This is a genomic window from Mycobacterium sp. NS-7484 (assembly GCF_001953975.1).
GTDB lineage: Bacteria > Actinomycetota > Actinomycetes > Mycobacteriales > Mycobacteriaceae > Mycobacterium.
In genome coordinates this window covers 122,630-140,536 of sequence record NZ_MBEJ01000022.1, presented here as the reverse complement: position 1 = coordinate 140,536, position 17,907 = coordinate 122,630, and the positions used below count along the sequence as shown (strand labels likewise).

At 66.1% G+C, this 17,907-nt stretch carries 16 protein-coding genes; 4 read left to right on the top strand and 12 right to left on the bottom strand.

Features of this window, described 5'->3' with window-relative positions:
* Positions 1 to 140 precede the first annotated feature (140 nt).
* Positions 141 to 1,703: an amino acid permease gene (locus A5733_RS05250; protein ID WP_067774738.1), complete on the top strand. Its 1,563-nt coding sequence runs from the start codon at positions 141 to 143 to the stop codon at positions 1,701 to 1,703.
* On the opposite strand, the gene A5733_RS05245 is transcribed toward A5733_RS05250, so the two are convergent.
* The gene (locus tag A5733_RS05245) at positions 1,704 to 5,030 is read right to left on the bottom strand and encodes a DEAD/DEAH box helicase (RefSeq protein WP_076239357.1); all 3,327 of its coding nucleotides are present in this window, start codon (positions 5,028 to 5,030) and stop codon (positions 1,704 to 1,706) included.
* A gap of 107 nt (positions 5,031 to 5,137) precedes the next feature.
* Here A5733_RS05245 and A5733_RS05240 point away from each other — a divergent pair, with 107 nt between their 5' ends.
* Together A5733_RS05240 and ngg are read left to right on the top strand one after the other, a co-directional pair.
* Positions 5,138 to 6,943, top strand: coding sequence for an N-acetylglutaminylglutamine amidotransferase (locus A5733_RS05240; protein WP_076239356.1), 1,806 nt, complete (start codon positions 5,138 to 5,140; stop codon positions 6,941 to 6,943).
* Positions 6,940 to 8,727: an N-acetylglutaminylglutamine synthetase gene (ngg, locus tag A5733_RS05235; RefSeq protein WP_076239355.1), complete on the top strand. Its 1,788-nt coding sequence runs from the start codon at positions 6,940 to 6,942 to the stop codon at positions 8,725 to 8,727. Before A5733_RS05240 ends, ngg begins: the two co-directional genes overlap by 4 nt.
* Before the next feature lie 61 nt (positions 8,728 to 8,788).
* Here the strand turns inward: ngg and A5733_RS05230 are convergent, their stop codons facing one another.
* The 4 genes from A5733_RS05230 to map form a co-directional block, all read right to left on the bottom strand.
* On the bottom strand, positions 8,789 to 9,352 hold the full coding sequence (locus tag A5733_RS05230) for an alpha/beta fold hydrolase (RefSeq protein WP_067774751.1): 564 nt from the start codon (positions 9,350 to 9,352) through the stop codon (positions 8,789 to 8,791).
* Between the two features lie 63 nt (positions 9,353 to 9,415).
* Positions 9,416 to 10,099 (bottom strand): hypothetical protein, encoded by a 684-nt coding sequence (locus tag A5733_RS05225; RefSeq protein WP_076239354.1) that lies wholly within the window; start codon positions 10,097 to 10,099, stop codon positions 9,416 to 9,418.
* Between the two features lie 9 nt (positions 10,100 to 10,108).
* A complete protein-coding gene (locus A5733_RS05220; RefSeq protein ID WP_076239353.1) occupies positions 10,109 to 11,614 on the bottom strand; it encodes a cobyric acid synthase in 1,506 nt (501 codons plus the stop codon).
* Between the two features lie 79 nt (positions 11,615 to 11,693).
* Positions 11,694 to 12,551 carry a type I methionyl aminopeptidase gene (gene map / locus A5733_RS05215; RefSeq protein WP_067774757.1) on the bottom strand — a complete coding sequence of 286 codons (858 nt, stop codon included), beginning with the start codon at positions 12,549 to 12,551 and terminating at the stop codon, positions 11,694 to 11,696.
* 85 nt (positions 12,552 to 12,636) lie between these two features.
* Between map and A5733_RS05210 the strand changes: the two genes are divergently transcribed.
* The gene (locus A5733_RS05210) at positions 12,637 to 13,026 is read left to right on the top strand and encodes a PaaI family thioesterase (protein WP_076239375.1); all 390 of its coding nucleotides are present in this window, start codon (positions 12,637 to 12,639) and stop codon (positions 13,024 to 13,026) included.
* Positions 13,027 to 13,029: 3 nt separating this feature from the next.
* Here A5733_RS05210 and A5733_RS05205 read toward each other — a convergent pair whose 3' ends face one another.
* The 7 genes from A5733_RS05205 to A5733_RS05175 all read right to left on the bottom strand — a co-directional run bounded on the left by A5733_RS05205 (position 13,030) and on the right by A5733_RS05175 (position 17,907).
* Entirely contained in the window at positions 13,030 to 13,626 is a 597-nt protein-coding gene (locus tag A5733_RS05205; protein ID WP_067774760.1) for a DUF1707 domain-containing protein, read from the bottom strand.
* Between the two features lie 22 nt (positions 13,627 to 13,648).
* Complete coding sequence (locus tag A5733_RS05200) at positions 13,649 to 15,472, bottom strand: penicillin-binding transpeptidase domain-containing protein (RefSeq protein WP_076239352.1); 1,824 nt, start codon at positions 15,470 to 15,472, stop codon at positions 13,649 to 13,651.
* Between the two features lie 132 nt (positions 15,473 to 15,604).
* On the bottom strand, positions 15,605 to 15,925 hold the full coding sequence (locus tag A5733_RS05195) for a hypothetical protein (protein ID WP_076239351.1): 321 nt from the start codon (positions 15,923 to 15,925) through the stop codon (positions 15,605 to 15,607).
* Positions 15,926 to 15,978: 53 nt separating this feature from the next.
* Entirely contained in the window at positions 15,979 to 16,389 is a 411-nt protein-coding gene (locus A5733_RS05190) for a hypothetical protein (RefSeq protein ID WP_076239350.1), read from the bottom strand.
* A 97-nt stretch (positions 16,390 to 16,486) separates the two neighbouring features.
* Positions 16,487 to 16,780: a hypothetical protein gene (locus A5733_RS05185; RefSeq protein WP_076239349.1), complete on the bottom strand. Its 294-nt coding sequence runs from the start codon at positions 16,778 to 16,780 to the stop codon at positions 16,487 to 16,489.
* Positions 16,781 to 16,832: 52 nt separating this feature from the next.
* Positions 16,833 to 17,285, bottom strand: a complete 453-nt coding sequence (locus tag A5733_RS05180) for a hypothetical protein (RefSeq protein WP_076239348.1) — start codon at positions 17,283 to 17,285, stop codon at positions 16,833 to 16,835.
* A 112-nt stretch (positions 17,286 to 17,397) separates the two neighbouring features.
* Complete coding sequence (locus A5733_RS05175) at positions 17,398 to 17,907, bottom strand: hypothetical protein (RefSeq protein ID WP_076239347.1); 510 nt, start codon at positions 17,905 to 17,907, stop codon at positions 17,398 to 17,400.

Here is a 17,907-nt window from a genome sequence, read left to right as displayed (position 1 = left end):
AGCCCGATGACGTCACGATCGTGCCCCGAATCCGCACGATTGTCACGCACAAAAGGTAGGACAACCGACCAATAACACTCTATTGTCCGTGTGCAGCGCGGGTTCGTTCCGCCCGGCCCGCCCGTACCGAGGAGGCGTTTGTGCCCGAAGGCCATGAGCAACTCACCGACGACGAACAACATCTGGCCAAGCTGGGCTACACCCAGGAGCTCCAGCGTTCCTGGTCCGGGTTCTCCAATTTCGCCATCTCGTTCTCGATCATCTCGATCCTGGCCGGCTGCTTCACGTCATTCGGGCTCGGCTGGAACAACGGCGGCCCGGCGGCCATCGCCTGGGGTTGGCCGATCGTCGCGGTGTTCATCCTGATCATCGGGTTCTGTCTGGCCGAACTGGTCTCGGCCTACCCGACATCAGGCGGAATCTATTGGTGGGCATCCAAACTCGGCGGTCCGAAGGCCGGCTTCTACACGGGCTGGCTCAATCTCATCGGGCTGGTGGCGATCTTGGCCTCGGTCTCCTACGGGTGCGCGACATTCCTGGACCTCACCCTGGGCACTTTCAGCGAGTCCTGGCTCGCCGGTTACAGCCTGACCCGGGTGTTCATCATGTTCCTGATCATCTTGGGTGTCTCCGCGGTGATCAACATCTTCTCCAGCCATCTGCTGGCGGTGATCAACAACGTCTCGGTGTGGTGGCACGTGGCCGGCGCCGCCGCGGTGATCCTCATCCTGTTCCTCGTCCCGGAGCAGCATGCCAGTTTCTCCGACGTGTTCGCCCAGACCATCAACAACAGCGGCATCTTCGGCGGCGAAAAAGGTTGGGGTTTCCTGCTGTTCGTCTTGCCCATCTCGGCCATCCTGACCCAGTACACGATCACCGGGTACGACGCCTCGGCGCATCTGTCAGAGGAGACCAAGAGTGCGGCCAACGCCGCCGCCCGCGGGATCTGGCAGTCGATCTTCTACTCGGCGATCGGTGGCTGGATCCTGTTGCTGTCCTTCCTGTTCGCGGTCCAAGACGCCGACGCGGTATCCAAGGGCGGCGGCGCGGTGGCGGTGATCTTCGCCCAAGCGATGAGTTCGAAGTGGGTGGCCATCGTCCTGTTGATCTCGACGGCCGGACAGTTCTTCTGCACCACGGCCTGTCAGACCAGCGCATCGCGCATGCTGTTCGCGTTCAGTCGAGACCGCGCCGTGCCGGGCCATCAGCTGTGGTCGAAAGTCAACGCCAAGCGGGTGCCGGCCAACGGCGTGATCGTCACCGCCGCCGTCGCCGCGCTCATCACGCTGCCCGCGCTGGTGCCCGTCGAGATCAACGGCGCCCCGGTGCCCGTCGCGTTCTTCGCGGTGGTGTCCATCGGGGTGGTGGGCCTGTACCTGTGCTTCGCCGTGCCGATCTACTACCGGCTCAAGGCCGGTGACTCCTTCGAGCAGGGCCAGTGGAACCTCGGCAACAAGTACAAGTGGATGGCCCCCGTGGCGATCATCGAGATCATCGTCACCTCGATCATCGCGATGTTCCCGACCTCGCTGGGCGGCATGCCGTGGGATCCGAGCTTCGCCTGGAAGTTCGTCAACTACACGCCGCTTCTGGTGGGCGGCGTCTTGGTGCTGCTGTTCATCTACTGGCACGTGTCGGTGAAGCACTGGTTCACCGGACCGATCAAGCAGGTGGACGACGCGGCCGTGCAACTGCCCCGCTGATCACCCGAGCAGTTCGCGGATGTCGGAGGCCGTGATGGCCGAGCCGAACAGATCACCGTCGTCGACCACCGCGGCGAACAGGGCCCGCTTGCGTTCCTGCAGAGCCACCACCTTTTCCTCGATGGTGTCCTGGGCGACCAGGCGGTAAACGGTGACGGGCCGGGTCTGCCCGATGCGGTGGGCCCGATCGACGGCTTGAGCCTCGGCGGCCGGGCTCCACCACGGGTCGCACAGGAAGCAGTAGTCGGCGGTGGTGAGGTTCAGCCCGAACCCGCCGGCTTTGAGGCTGATCAGGAACACCTGTGTGGTGCCGTTCCCGAATTCCTCGATGGCGGTGGCTCGTCCGTCGGAAGTGACCGAGCCGTCGAGGTAGCTGTAGGCAATGCCCGCCGAATCCAGATGCGCCCGCAGGATTCCCAGGAATCCGGTGAACTGGCTGAACACCAAGGCGCTGTGTCCCTCGGCGACCAACTGACCGAGTTGTTCGATCAGGAAGTCGATCTTGGCCGAGCCCACCGAGCGGGCGGAGTCGTCGACGAGCCCGGGGTGCAGGCTCAGTTGCCGCAGCAGGGTCAGTGACCGGAAGATCTGGAACCGGTTTTTCTCCCAGTCCCCCAGCAGCCCGAGCACCTTCTGCCGTTCCCGGGCCAACCGGGTGTCATAGATCTTGCGGTGCCTGGCGCTCAGCGCGATGGCGAGCACCTGCTCGCTCTTCGGGGGCAGCTCGGCGACCACCTGGGTCTTCGTGCGGCGCAACAACACCGGCTTGATCCGCCGCCGCAACACGGGCAACCGGTCGTCGGCCGCACCCGATTCGATCGGCTTGCGGAAATACATCTCGAAGATCTTCGGTGACGGGAACAAGCCGGGCACCGTGATCGACAGCAACGACCACAGCTCCATCAGATTGTTCTCCATCGGCGTGCCGGTGATGGCCAACTTGAACGGCACGTCGAGCAGACGTGCGCTCTGATGGGTCTTGCTGTAGTGGTTCTTGACGAATTGGGCTTCATCGAGAACCATTCCGGCCCATTGAAGTTCAGCATATGCGGCCACATCCATGCGCAGCAGCGTGTACGAGGTGACGACGATGTCGGCCTCGGCCACCTGCTCGGCCAGTCGTACCGCGCCGCGCGCATCGGTACTGGTCACCACCACCGCGGTCAGCCCCGGGGCAAACTTGTGGCATTCGGCCACCCAGTTGCGGGCCACGCTGGTCGGCGCCACCACCAGGAACTTCCCCGCCCCGTCGGCCACCGCCCGGGCGATGAGCGCCAAGGTCTGCACAGTCTTTCCCAGCCCCATGTCATCGGCCAGTACGCCGCCGATGCCGTTGTCCCACAGGAACGACAGCCAGTCCAGACCCTCGCGCTGGTAATCGCGCAGGTCGGCATCGAGACCCGCCGGCGGCTCGATCGGGACCGGTGGCCGGGCAAGGGCCAACCTGGCCAGGTTGGCCCGCCACCGGGAGAGCTGCTCATCGACGACACCGAGCTCAAGCAGTTCGTCCCACAGCGTGATGTTCAACGTGGCGGCATTGGCCCGCTCCCCGTCGATCTCGCCGAGTGCCCGTGCCTCGTCGAGCAGGGCCCGCAACCGGAGCAGCTCGGGGGTGTCGAGCCGGAAGTACATACCGGAGGGCAAGAGCATATGCGTTGCCCCGGAGTCCAATTCGCGGATCACGTCGGCCAGGGCCACCGTCTCACCGTCCACCCTCACGGTGACGTTCAGACTGAACCAGTCGCCGGGAAGCGAGGAGTCGCCGGAGAACGACAGCAGGGGGTCGACGCCGGAGGCCCGGTACTGCACCTCGGAATCGATGACCAGCTCCGCAAAGCACTCGAGCTGGGGCAAGGTCTCGTCACAGAGCACCGCGGCCTCGACGGGCGTGAGGTTCACCGCGCCCAGCAGCGTGCGCCGCGATGCCAGTGCGGCCGCCTCCACGGCACCGTGGGCGTTGACGATGGCCCGCAGCTCGTGGACCGCGCCGGTGTCCAGCGTGGCCGAGATCCGGCGGTTGACATGTTGGGAGGCCTGCCGTTTCCAGTCCTGTGCGGCCGCCGCGACGGCCTGCAACGCCGGCGTCACCCGCTCCCACAGCTCGTCCTCGGCGGCGGCGTCGCGGTACCCGGTCACCCCGGCGCTCGACGTCGGGTCGAAGTCGTGATGCTGGTCGTTGACCTGATAGCGGGTGCTCCAGAAGGCCCGGGCCCCGCCGTCGAGGATCTGCACCGTGAGCACCGCCACCGGCCCGGTGATGGTGGGCGGCACGAACAGTCCGTCGGCCACCTCCATCTCGACGCTGTGAGCCAGGCGCGGCAGGATGTCGACGGCGAGTTCGCGGGCCATCGCCGCCGGGATCTGGACCTGCTCTCGGCGGCCGAGCAGCTCGGCCATGGTCCGCCCGGGCAGCGGATCGAAGGCACCCAACCGCAGCACTGAATCGACGACCTGAAACATCCCGTGCGGCGCCGGCATCCCGATCAACCCGACGCCCTCGGGATCGTGTTCCTGTCCGTCGACGATCATCGCCACCGACATCACCGCACCCCCGGCAGTTTCGGCGGCGAAGTCCAGTCGCAGGTGCACATTCTTGATCAGTTCGACAGCCCGAATCCCGCTGGCGGTGTCGGCCAAGACGGTCACCCCGGCGTCCAACACCTCGTCGAGCCGCGGCCACAGGGAGGCCGGCATCCCGTTGAGCATCATGGCCTCGGTGCCGTGCGGCGACGCGTACCGCTCCATCTCGGAGATCAACCCGCGCACCGCCTGGTACTGGTCGCGTTCGAACTCGCCGGGCTCGGGGTGGTCGAGCAGGCGCCGCCACGTCAACGCCCGCGTGATCCAGGTGCCTCGCTTCCCGAGGGTCAACGGCCGCAGCATCAGCAATGTCCCCGGCCGGAACCGGCTGGGGGCGCCGATGGAGAACTCCAATGCGATCGGTTTGCCACCGCCCTCGGGCACAGCCACCTCGTCGAGCACCCGGTCGAGCAGATAACGCCATCGCTCGACCGGCGGCTGCGGCGCGGCCCCCGGCACCGCCGTCAGCACCAGGGCGACGGCATGTTTGCAGAACGAACCGACAGGGCATGTACACAGCGCCCATTCGACGACCGCCGGGTTTCCCTGCGACAAGCCGACCTCAAGGACATACCACTGACCATGCGATCCCACACACCGTCCGCGCAGCAGCCGCCCGTCATCGTCGGACTCGACATCACGGATGCGGCCCTCGGCCGCGTAGCGCTCACCGCGCATCGTCGATTGCGCGCCGAAGTCGCGAATCAGCTCGTCGCGGGCTATGCCGAAGCCGAATCCTGGCCCCATGGGAGGAGGATAAAGCCACTGTCCGACAGGTTCGGCCACGGCGCCGGAGAAATCCCCGTCACCCCGGGGAGGGGACAGCGCGGCCAGATGCTTGTAGGGTCGAACTGATGTGTGGAGCCGCCGGGGAAGTGCGTCTCGATGGTCAGGCACCGGATATTTCCGCGGTGTCGGCCATGGCAGACGCGATGACGCCCAGGGGTCCGGACGCGGCCGGTGTGTGGTCGCAAGGCCGGGTCGCGCTGGGTCATCGTCGCCTGAAAATCATCGACCTGACCGAAGCGGGCGCCCAGCCCATGGTCGACCCCGAGCTGGGGTTGACCATTTGCTGGAACGGCTGCATCTACAACTACCAAGAGCTACGTCGGGAACTGTCCGGACACGGCTACCGCTTCTTCTCCCACAGTGACACCGAGGTGTTGCTCAAGGCCTATCACCACTGGGGTGACCGGTTCGTCGAGCACCTGATGGGCATGTTCGCCTTCGCGATCGTCGAGCGCGACACCGGCCGCGTGCTGCTGGGCCGCGACCGGTTGGGCATCAAGCCGCTCTACATCACCGAGGACGTCCACCGGATCCGGTTCGCCTCCTCGCTGCCTGCCCTGCTGGCCGGCGGCGGCGTCGACACCCGGATCGATCCGATCGCGCTGCACCACTACCTCACGTTCCACTCGGTGGTGCCCCCGCCACTGACGATCCTGCAGGGCATCAAGAAGGTGCCGCCGGCCTCGGTGGTCGCGATCGAACCCGACGGCAGCCGGCACACCACCGTGTATTGGTCGCCGGACTTCACCCGACACGACGACCGGGCCGACTGGTCCGAAAGGGACTGGGAGGACGCGGTACTGGAGTCGCTGCGCCGCGCGGTCGAGCGTCGGCTGGTGGCCGACGTACCCGTCGGATGCCTGTTGTCCGGCGGCGTCGATTCCAGCCTCATCGTCGGACTGCTCGCCGAGGCCGGCCAGCACGGGTTGTCGACGTTCTCGATCGGTTTCGAGTCGGTCGGCGGCGTGGCCGGTGACGAGTTCAAGTACTCCGACATCATCGCCGAGCACTTCGAGACCGACCACCATCAGATCCGGATCGGAACCGAGCGCATGCTGCCCGCCCTCGACGGCGCCATCGGCGCGATGAGCGAGCCGATGGTCAGTCATGACTGCGTGGCGTTCTATCTGCTGAGCCAGGAGGTGGCCAAGCACGTCAAGGTGGTGCAGTCCGGTCAGGGCGCCGACGAGGTGTTCGCCGGTTACCACTGGTACCCGCCGATGGCCGAGCCTGCCGCCGCCGATCTCGCCGGCGCGGTGGCCAGCTACCGGGGCGCGTTCTTCGACCGCGACAGCGACGGGGTCGGCGCACTGATCAGCGACGCCTACCGGGCCGAGGGCGATCCCAGCGGGCGATTCGTCACCGACCATTTCGCCGCCGCCGGCGCGCAGACCGGTGTCGATCGGGCATTGCGTCTGGACACCACGGTGATGCTGGTCGACGACCCGGTCAAACGGGTCGACAACATGACCATGGCCTGGGGCCTGGAGGGCCGGGTGCCGTTCCTGGACCACGAACTCGTCGAGTTGGCCGCCACCTGCCCTCCGGCGCTGAAGACCGCGTACGGGGGCAAGGGCGTGCTCAAGCAGGCGGCGCGCCGGGTGATCCCGGCCGCCGTGATCGATCGCCCGAAGGGGTACTTCCCGGTCCCGGCACTGACCCACCTCGAGGGTCCGTACCTCGACCTGGTCCGCGATGCGCTGTATGCGCCGGAAGCCAAGGAGCGCGGCTTGTTTCGACCCGAGGCAGTCGACCGGTTGTTGGCGGACCCCAACGGCAGGCTGACCCCGTTGCGGGGCAACGAGTTGTGGCAGATCGCGTTACTCGAGCTGTGGCTGCAACGCCACGGCGTCACGGGGGCCGCGGCGTGACCGCCACCGAGCCCGACGCCTCGGTAGCCCCACTAGGGTCCGATCACACCGAGGCGATCACGCTCGGTCTGCACGACGCCTCACCGCAGCACCTCGTCGATGCCATGGCCGACGATGTCGTCCTCGAACTGGGTTGGGGCCGGCTGATTTTCGGCCAGACGTTCGCAGACCCGGAACAGCTCGCCGAGGTGCTGCAGCGAGAGGGTCCGGGCCGGCGCGACATCTGCATCTATGCCCGTGAATCGCACGTGCTGGTGGCCCGCTCCCCCGCTGAGCTGTTCATCGACCCCAGCCACACCTACCGGCTGCGGTTCACCGACGAGCTCGCCGGGCCCGAGCCGGTCGGGTTCAGTGTGCGCACCCTGCACACCCCGGCCGACGCCGACGACATGAACCGCGTGTACGTCCGCTGCGGGATGGTGCCGGCACCGGTGGACGTCATCTGGCACAACCACACCCTGACGCCGGCGGTGGTCTATCTGGTGGCGGTGCGCGACGACGACGGCTCCGTGGTCGGCACGGTCACCGGTGTCGACCACAAACGGTTGTTCGCCGACCCCGAGGACGGGTCGAGCCTGTGGAGCCTTGCGGTGGACCCGGCCGCCGGGCTGCCCGGCGTGGGCGACGCGCTGACCCGCACGCTGGCCGGCATCTTCCGTGAGCGCGGCCGCGCCTATCTGGATTTGTCTGTGGCCCATGACAATTCGGCCGCAATCGCCCTGTACGAGAAGTTGGGTTTCCACCGGGTGCCGGTGCTCGCCGTCAAGCGCAAGAACGCGATCAACGAGCCGCTGTTCACCCACCCGCCCGAAACCGTCGACGATCTGAACCCGTATGCCCGGATCATCGCCGACGAGGCGATGCGTCGCGGTATCCGCGTCGAGGTGCTCGATGCCGGCGCCGGTGAGATGCGGCTGTCGCACGGCGGGCGCAGCGTCATCACCCGGGAGTCCCTCTCGGAGTTCACCTCTGCGGTGGCCATGGCCCGCTGCGACGACAAACGGCAGACCCGACGCATCGTGTCTGACGCCGGGATCACCGTGCCCAAAGGCCGCTTGGCCACCTTCGACGACGAGGACCACGAGTTCCTCGCCGACGTCGGCGACGTGGTGGTCAAACCGACCCGCGGTGAGCAGGGTAAAGGCATCACGGTCGGCGTGGACGGCAGTGAGGAATTGGATGCCGCGTTGCACCGGGCCCGCGAACAGTACCCGGAGGTGCTGATCGAGCAGCGCGCGGCCGGTGACGACCTTCGCCTGGTGGTGATCGACGGCAAGGTGGTGGCAGCCGCGATCCGCAAGCCCGCCGAGATCGTCGGCACCGGCAAGCACACCATCGGCGAGCTGATCGAGACGCAGTCGCGCCGCCGCGCGGCCGCCACCGGCGGCGAGTCACGCATCCCGATCGACGACGTCACGAAGGGAACCGTTGCCGAGGCCGGCTGGTCTTTCGACGACGTCCTGCCCGAGGGCGTGCGACTGCGGGTGCGGCGGACGGCAAATCTGCATCAGGGCGGGACCATTCACGACGTCACCGCGCAGGTGAATCCCGAGCTGTGCCGGGTCGGGGTGGCCGCGGCCGAGGCGATCGGTATCCCGGTGACGGGCATCGACCTGTTGGTGCCCGATGTCACGGGCCGCGAATACGTCTTCATCGAGGCCAACGAACGGCCGGGCCTGGCCAACCATGAACCGCAACCGACGGCCGCGGCGTTCGTGGATTTCCTGTTCCCGCAGCAGCCGGGTTTGCCGCAAGCCTGGAAGCCTTCGGAGGCGGCTGACTGAGCGCTCGCGCGAAGGCAGGCCGCCGACCCGACAAACACGGAGGCGGCTGACTGAGCGCTCGTCACCAAGTACTGGTGCGCAGCACGATCTCGGCGGCAAGTTGGGCCGTCGAGTCGCCGGCGTTGCGTCGACCCGGCATCTCCACGAGTCGGAAGTCGCCGTAGACGTATCTCTGGCTGGCCTTGGCCACGGCGCGGGCAGCCGGGGTGCTGACCAGCACGGTGGTGTTCATCTCGACCGGCGGGCATCCGTCGTCGCGGACCGTCCCGGTGGCATCGGCGACCCGCGGGTGCCCCCGGTCCACCACGACGAGGCCGATGAACTTGTCCAGCCGGGTGGCGGCCAGCTCCCACGCCAGCTCGCCGCCGAGACGGTCCCCGACGAGCAGCGCCCATTTGATGTCCAGCGAATCGAGAATGCCGACCACGGACTTGGCGGTGAGCCGCGGATCGGGACCGATGATCACTGTGCGCAGTGACGCGGTGTGGAGGCGCTGGCAGATCGGCTCGTATGCGGCCGGGCCGTGGTGGCCGGCGCTCAGCACCACCACGGTGGAGCCCTTGTCGGGCCCCGAGACGTCGACGGGCGTGCTGAACCCGTCGATCGTCATGACGGTGGTAAGCATTCGGTCAAACTACCGTCCGGATTCGACGTGCGGGCCGGAATCCACATTGTCTTGACGCCGACGTCAGCGCTGCGTCAGGCGCTGCGCCTGATGGTCGAAAACGTCCAGAAACGTCTGCGGCAACTCACCTTTGGCGACGATCGACGGATCCGGCGTAGGGAACGCGATGCCGAAAACCGACCAGGTGCCCACATTTTCGAAGGCGAAGTAGATGCTCTGTTCATCTCTGCCCAGCCGCATGGTCTGCTGGTACACCAAAGCCGAGTCCCGCGTTCCGGCCATCCGGGTGGTGGTCATGGGAATGCCCGTGTCCGACGGGTCGAAGTAGGTGGAGAAGCGGGCGCACCGAGCGGCGGTGGCTTCGAGCCGCTCCATCGGCAGTGGTGAAGTCAGCACGGTCAGCACCATGCGCGCCCCGTCGTAGGCCGCGACGATCTGCGCGGCGCTGCCCGGTCCCCGCTCTGCGGACTCGGCGATCACCCGGGTCAAGCCGTCACTGCACCCGGCCGGTTCGGTCAGCATCGCCGGCGGCCCGCTCGATCCCCCCGGCCCACCGGATGCGCCGTCGTCGGTCACTCGGTCGAATTGCACGCCGGGCGGGAAATCCGCGGCAGTCAGCACCACTTTCTCGAGGGTGGCGCCCGGCCAGGTCGGGCTACCGGCAACCACGGACGCGCAGCCCGACACCACCAGCAACGTGGCCATCGGCCCGACCAACGCTGCCACCCCTCGATGGCACCGATTCATCTGCCCAGGCTATCGGGCCGGACCGGTTAGTGCAGTGTTCATGGTGGGCCGTGGTGGCGGACCGCTCCGCAACAGGCCCATCACGGCCTCGACATCCAGATGGCCCGCCAGCAGATCGGCCATGAGATCCAGTTGAGCATCGCGCCGGCCGGGCACGTCGGTGTCGTCGGCCACGACGAACCCGCCGCGTCCGGCCGCGGCGGCGACCTCGGTCAGCCAATCTCGGCGCAGCCCGTCGTTGTCGAGCAGGCCGTGCCAGTGGGTGCCGTAGATCGCGCCGTGACGCAGGCCGACGCCGAGCCAGTCCGCCGCCGCGGAACGGGTCACTTGGCCGTGATGAATCTCGTAGCCCCACAAGGGTTTTTCCCAATGCCGCAGGGTCTTGTTCGGGGCAAACTCGATATCTGCGTCAAGCAGACCCAACCCGTCGACCGAGACTGGCCGCGCTGCTCCAGCCTCCACGGCGTCGTCGATTCGCCGGCACAGCATCTGAAATCCGCCGCACACACCCAGCACGGGTCGCCCCTGTGCAGCGTGTTCACCGATCGCGTCGGCCAGGCCGCGTTGGCGCAGCCAGTCGAGATCGTGCACGGTGGCCTTGCTGCCGGGGATGATCACCAGGTCGGCACCGTCGAGGTCGGCGGCATCGGCAACCCAGCGCACCACGACACCGGGCTCGCAGGCCAGTGCCTCGATGTCGGTGGAGTTGGAGATGCGGGGCAATCGGATCGCCGCGACGCTCAGCGTCTGCGTGCCACGGGGCGGTTGTGGAACACCGACGAGCCCGCCGGGCCGGACCGAGACGGAATCCTCGGTGTCCAGCCAGATTCCGTCGTCGAACGGGATCACCCCGTAGGTGGGCCGGCCGGTGAGCTCCTGCAGCCGAAGCAGGCCGGGTTCGAGCAGGGCGGGGTCGCCGCGGAATTTGTTGACGATGAATCCGGCGATGAGCGCCTGGTCTGCGGGTTCCAGCACCGCGACGGTGCCGTGCAGGTGGGCCAGCAGCCCACCCCGGTCGATGTCGCCGACCACGACGACGGGCAGGCCCGCCGCCCGGGCCAACCCCATGTTGGCCAGGTCGGTGGCGCGCAGGTTGATCTCGGCCGGCGAGCCGGCGCCCTCACAGATGACGACGTCGAATTCCGATCTCAGCGAGGCCAATTCGTCGGCGACGACGGCGGCCAGCCGGTCGCGGTGGGTGAAGTAGTCACCGGCAGCCACCGTGCCGGCCACTTGGCCACGGATCACCAGCTGCGAGGTGCGGTCTCCGCCCGGCTTGAGCAGGATGGGGTTGAACCTGGTGTGAGGTGCCAGCCCGGCCGCGCGGGCCTGCATCGTCTGCGCCCGGCCGATCTCCCCGCCGTCGACGGTGACCGCCGAATTGTTCGACATGTTCTGGGCCTTGAACGGCGCCACGGACAGGCCTTTGCGGGCCAACAACCGGCACAGCCCCGCAACGACCATCGACTTGCCGGCATCGGAGGTGGTGCCGGCGACCAGCAGCGCCCCGCTCACTTTTCCCTCGCGAGCAGACACTTAGGTACCCGAAATCCGGGCGTGTCGGGTACTTTCACGTCTGCTCGCGGGAAAAAACTCACGGCAGGGTGAGGATCTCGGCGCCGTCCTCGGTGACCACCAGGGTGTGCTCGAACTGCGCGGTCCATTTGCGGTCCTTGGTCACCACGGTCCAGTCGTCGTCCCAGATCTCGTAGTCCAGCGTCCCGAGGTTGATCATCGGTTCGATGGTGAAGGTCATGCCCGGCTCGAGCACGGTCTCCACGGCGGGCTGGTCGTAGTGCAGCACCACCAGCCCGTTGTGGAAGGTGGTACCGATGCCGTGGCCGGTGAAATCACGAACCACGTTGTAGCCGAACCGGTTTGCGTAGGCCTCGATGACCCGGCCGACGATCGACAACGCACGGCCGGGTTTGACGGCCTTGATGGCACGCATGGTGGCCTCGTGGGTGCGTTCGACGAGCAGGCGGTGTTCCTCGGAGACGTCTCCGGCCAGGAAGGTGGCGTTGGTGTCGCCGTGCACGCCGTCGATATAGGCCGTGACGTCGATGTTGACGATGTCACCGTCCTCGATCACCGTCGAATCCGGAATGCCATGGCAGATCACCTCATTCAGTGAGGTGCAGCAGGATTTGGGAAAGCTCTTGTAGCCCAAGGTCGACGGATAGGCACCGTGGTCGACCATGTAGTCGTGGGCGATGCGGTCGAGCTCGTCGGTGGTGACACCGGGCGCCACGGCCTTGCCGGCCTCGGCCAGCGCAGCCGCGGCGATCCGGCCGGCGACACGCATCTTCTCGATCACCTCGGGCGTCTGCACCCACGGTTCGCTGCCCTCCTGCACGGTGGACTTCCACGCGTACTCCGGCCGGGGGATCGACTTGGGCACCGGCAGGGTCGGCGAGAGCACGCCGGGGCGCAGGGCGGTACGAACAGGCATGACAGCAAGGATAGCCAGGAGAACGCCGATCTCTCACAGCGAGAATGGTGCTAACTTTTCAGCCATGCTCAGTGAGTCGACCCCGATGCGGACCACGCCCGGTCATCTGCTCGGCCAGATGGGGTTCCGCGATGTGCTGGAGAACGACGAGACGCTCATCGTGGAGATGGACAACCGGCCTGATCTGACGAATATCCGCGGCGCATTGCAGGGCGGATTGGTGGCGACCCTGATCGACATCGCGGCCGGACGGTTGGCGGGCCGTAACGTCGGGCCCGGGCAGGATGTGACCACCGCCGACATGAACATCCACTACCTGGCGCCGATCATCGAAGGTCCGGCGCGAGCGGTGGCCACCGTGGTGCGCTCGGGGCGGCGGTTGATCGTCACCTCGGTCGACGTCACCGATGTGGGCCGGGACCACCGGCTGGCCGCGCGGGCCACACTCAGCTTCGCCGTCCTCGATCCGCGGTAGACCCTAGGGCCGGTCAGACCGGGGAAAACGGCCGAACCAGGCCTTACGCGGCCCGCGGATGTCCACCGAGCCGCACACCACCCGGCCGGTCAGGATGACGTGCGGTGTGCCTTCGCCGGGGGCGTCACGACGATGATCGTCGGCGCTGCCCACGATCACCTCGACGTCGTCGATCGATGCGCTGGCGCCCTCGGGCAGCCGCAGCTCCAACGACCCGAATTTCAGGTCCAGCTCGATGACCACCATCGGCCCGGCGAACCGGGCCCGGGTCAGATCCAGATCCACCGAACCCATCCGGCGCACCAGCGCCAGTCGGGTCGGCACGGTCCATTCCCCATGACGTTTCAGCGAGCCGAGCACTCCACGCAGCTCGACCCGGTCGGTGGCCGTCGTGACGATCGCTCCGGGACCGGGCAGATCCCCCACCAGCGCGTCGAGATCGGAATGCAGACGGGCCTGCGAGACCATCGCCGACCGCTCCTCGAACTCGGCGATGTCGATCAACCCCAGCGCCACGGCGCTGTGCAGCCGCCGCAACGTACCGTTGCGGTCGGCATCCGAGACCCGCAGGTCCACCGATTGTTCGTTGGTGCCAGTCATGACGTACCCACGGTACCGCCGTTCAGGCGAGGTAATCGTGCGGCAAGCCGTCGAGCATGGTCTTGCACATGCGCACCGCGTATTCCGAACTGCCGCCGCCGACGATCAGTGCGGCGAACGCCATGTCTCCGCGGTACCCGGCGAACCAGGAGTGTGAGCCACCCATGAACTCGGCCTCACCGGTCTTGCCGCGCACGTCGCCGAGCCCGCCGAGATCCTTGGCGGTGCCGTTGGTGACCACCAGTCGCATCATCGGCCGCAGCCCCTCGACCATCTTCGGGCTGATCGGGGCGCCGGCCCCGTCGACCATGGTCTGGCGTCCCTCGATGAGCTGCGGCACCGGCGTGCGGCCGGCAGCCACCGTCGCCGACGCCAGTGCCATGCCGAACGGACTCACCAGCACCTTGCCCTGACCGAATCCGTCCTCGGTCCGCTCGGCGAGGTCAACCGTCGGCGGCACCGAGCCGGTCAGCGTGGTGATGCCGGCCACGTCGTAGTCGGTGCCGATGCCGTATCGCGCGGCGGCCTGGGTCAACCCCCGGGGCGGCATCCGGCTGGCGAGTTCGCCGAAGGTGGTGTTGCACGAGTTGGCGAAGGCCCGCGACATCGGGACCGTGCCCAAGTCGAAGGCGTCGTAGTTGGTGACGGTCCGGTGGCCGATGTCCATGGTGCCTGGGCAGCCCAAAAGTGTGTTGGGCGTTGCCATGCCGCGTTCGATGGCGGCGCCGGCAGTGACCATCTTGAAGGTGGACCCCGGCGGAAACTGGCCCATGGTGGCCAGTGGCCCGACGGCGTCGGCGGCCGCGTTCTGCGCCACCGCGAGGATCTCGCCGGTGGACGGTTTGATCGCGACGATCATCGCCTGTTTGCCGGTGGTGTTGACGGCGTTTTGCGCGGCGTCCTGGACCGCGCGGTCCAGGCTGATGGTGATCGACGGCGCGGGTTCTCCCGGTACCTCGTTGAGCACGTCGACGTCGACACCGTTCTGGTTGACGGTGACCACCCGCCAGCCCGGCTGGCCGTCCAGCTCGTCGGCCACCGACTTCTTGACCTCGTTGACGATGGCCGGGGCGAAATCCGGGTCGGTGGGCAACATTTCGGGTTGCGGGGTGATGACGACGCCGTCGAGCCTGCCGATGGCGGCGGAGATCCGGTCGTTGTCGGCCTGATTCAGCGTGATCAGGCTCATCGGCTGAGCCGACGCGCTGGCCTGTTCGGCGAGCAACTGCGGATTGCCCAGCGCCGGATCGAACGGACGTAGCGCATCGGCCACCGCGCGGGCGGTCGGCATCAGCGCGGCGCCGGCCGCTTTGGCATTCAGGGCGTAGTGGTAGACGTAGCCGGGCACCAGCACGTCGGTACCGCCACGCTCGTTGACCCGGGCTCGCCGCGGGGCATCGGCGCGCAGCGCGAACGTCTGGTGCTCCCCCAACCTCGGGTGCAGTCCGGTGGCGCTCCAGCGCACTTCCCACTGTCCTTCGTCACGGACCATGTTGAGTTGGCCGTCGTAGGTCCAGGTGCGGTCCTTGGGCAGGTGCCAGGTGTAGCGGTAGGTGATGCTGCCGGTGTCGCCGGCGTACTTGGAGCCCAAGATCTGGGCGTCGAGTCGGGTGGCCTGCAGGCCATTCCACGCTTCGTCGAGAGCGGTCTTGGCATCGTCGGGCCGGTCGGACAACGCCGCGGCCGCCTCGGTGTCACCAGTCGCCAATTCGGCAAAGAACTGCTCCGCAGCGGGTTCGGGTCCGTCGGGTCGGGGGGTGCAGGCGCTGAGTGCCGTCCCACCGATCACCGCGACGACCGTCAACAGCGTTGCGGTCCGTGTGACTGATGATGTTTGAGTTGCCATTGAGGCTGATGTTAGGAACGCGGACGCCGGTTTCGTCGGAGGCGCACCGAGACCAAATCGAGACAGTGGTGAGATCTTGCGCCCGTCGGTGACCCGCTGCAAAGTTGCGGCATCTGATCTCTGATCGCCGAGTCAGATCATTCCGGCCACGTGCAGGGTCGCGACGAGGTCGAGGATGTGCAGCAGCCCCAGGATTGCTAGCACCGCACCGGCGACAGTCATCCAGGTCCCGCCCGAATGCGGATTTGATGTGCGGTGTACGTCGGATCGCGCCGACCCGTCCGGATGCAGCAGCCGACGGTCGTCTTCACGGTTCCAGCGGATGCGGGCGATGCGACGACGAACACCGACGACAATCAGCGCCACACCCACGGCCGTGAACACCGCCGCTCGGACCGCGGGTCCGGTCCACGACGCGCCGCCCCCTTGGGCAGCGAGGATGTACTCAAGCATCACCCTCCCTCTACTTTTCGATCAAGATTCGCCATTTTGCGGCTTTGCGTCGGTCATCCCCAGTTCTTCCGCGCATTCTCAAGCCGCAATTGAACTAGCTCCTCGCAGACACGCGGAGCGGTTACCGGGTCTGTAAACAGCTGCTCGATGCGAGCCAAGTTCACGGTCATCCATGCTGCCAACTCGACGGCTGACCCCTGGGTGGTGTCGTCTCCGCCCTCGAGGTATTGACGCAGCAGTGAAAGCCAGAAGTGGTTGCCCTCGTTCCGGTATCGGAGTGGAGTCAGAATAATGTCGATCAGCCCACGATTGTTCGTGATATCCCAGCGCGGTGACTCACCGGACAGCGTGATCGAGGCATCGATGTCGGCGAGACCGCGAGAACGTGACTCGGTGAACCGATACACGGGGTTCAGGTAAAGCACCTGCAGATAGCGGACGACAAATTCTAGAAGTACTTTCACGCCAATCTCCAGCCTTTGGGGCGTGAGCGACCGACCGTCGCTCGCGATCTAGTATCCATGCGCCCGTCGATATCCAGATATGCGCGACTGCAGCGAGTTACCGAAGTTGCCAGCCGACGCATCGACCGATTTCCCTGAGGGCTTGTGGCGACAACTCGGGGTGAAGCCCGCCGAATCTGACCATGATGTCGTTGACACCTTGAGCGAGGGGCTTGTTTCCCCATTCGAGCGGCATCGCAACGGCTTCTTTAACAATCTCCAGAATTTGATCTGCTATGACACTCCCGTCCTTCGGCCCGTAGCGGTCCATAAGTTTCTCACGGTCGACCCGTGGTATCGCGGAGCCGGATATACTCAGAATTATCGCTTCACTGATCAGATCTGAATTCATTTTCACTTTCGTGACATCGAAATACCGTTCCCGAATTCTCTGTCGGTCGGGTTCAGTTTCCGTATTGCACAGACTCGGTGTCAGCGGCGAACAACCTGTAAAAGTAGGCGACGTCGTCTATATCCCCATTGTTCACCCGCTTGAAGGCTTTGCCGATCGGATTCGCGTGCGTTGCGGTGGATGTACGGCACACGGTGAGCGGACCCAGGTTGCGTGCGATTTCGGTCGGGGTATCGACCCATTCGTAACCGGCGTTGCGAACCAGCACCTCACCGATGTAGCAGCCGAAGACAAAGATGGTCTCGGCGACCGCGTCTGAGCCTGGCTCACGAAAACCCTCCAAGATGCCGTCCACCAAACTGAGTGAGTCCGGCGTGTAGTCGAGTTCGACACCGGAGACGTTGAGCGCGGCGTCCGCAGCACGTTGCGCCAGTTCGGCGGCGTGCTCAGGCGTAGGTGGTGCGGGCAGTCGCAGAGGGCGTCCTGCCCATGCCGGCCCGCTCATCGCCGCGCCAGGAGTCGGCTACCTGGTTGTCCACTGCGGTGATCTCCTCGCTGACTCCTCAAACCTGGCCATGCGTCCGGCCCCAATTTCCGCGCGACCAACCCTCCAGCAGTTACCTACAATGCACTACGTAGACCACTTTTGCGTCTGAACTCCAATTAGCGATTCCCTCGCGTATCACCGAAATATCCTGCTCGACGTAATCTGGGGGTGCCGCAGTTTCCAAATTTTCAATCTGCAGCGAATAAAATGCCGCGGCGTCGGCGGTAAACGTCAACGCGGCACTAGGCGACGTTATCAACTCAACAGCAATACCTGCCGATGTACGACTTGCCGATGAACCAATAACCGTCCACGCCGTTCGCATGTTACGCCGGTCGATCTGCTTCCAAGAATAATTGCTGATGCCCGAAGCGACGATCAATCCGGTACTTGCCTCTGTGATCCGTTCGGCGAGACGCATCTCGAGGATAATCCCCAGAACCGATCGGATGCCGTCATACCGAATTTCGAGAATTTGAGCTTCGAGCAGGCAGTCGTCTTCGAACGGATCCACTGCAGCAGCGTTACTATCACACATCTCGGTCGGTCCGGAGAAGTACAAATTGTCCAACGTGGGCAT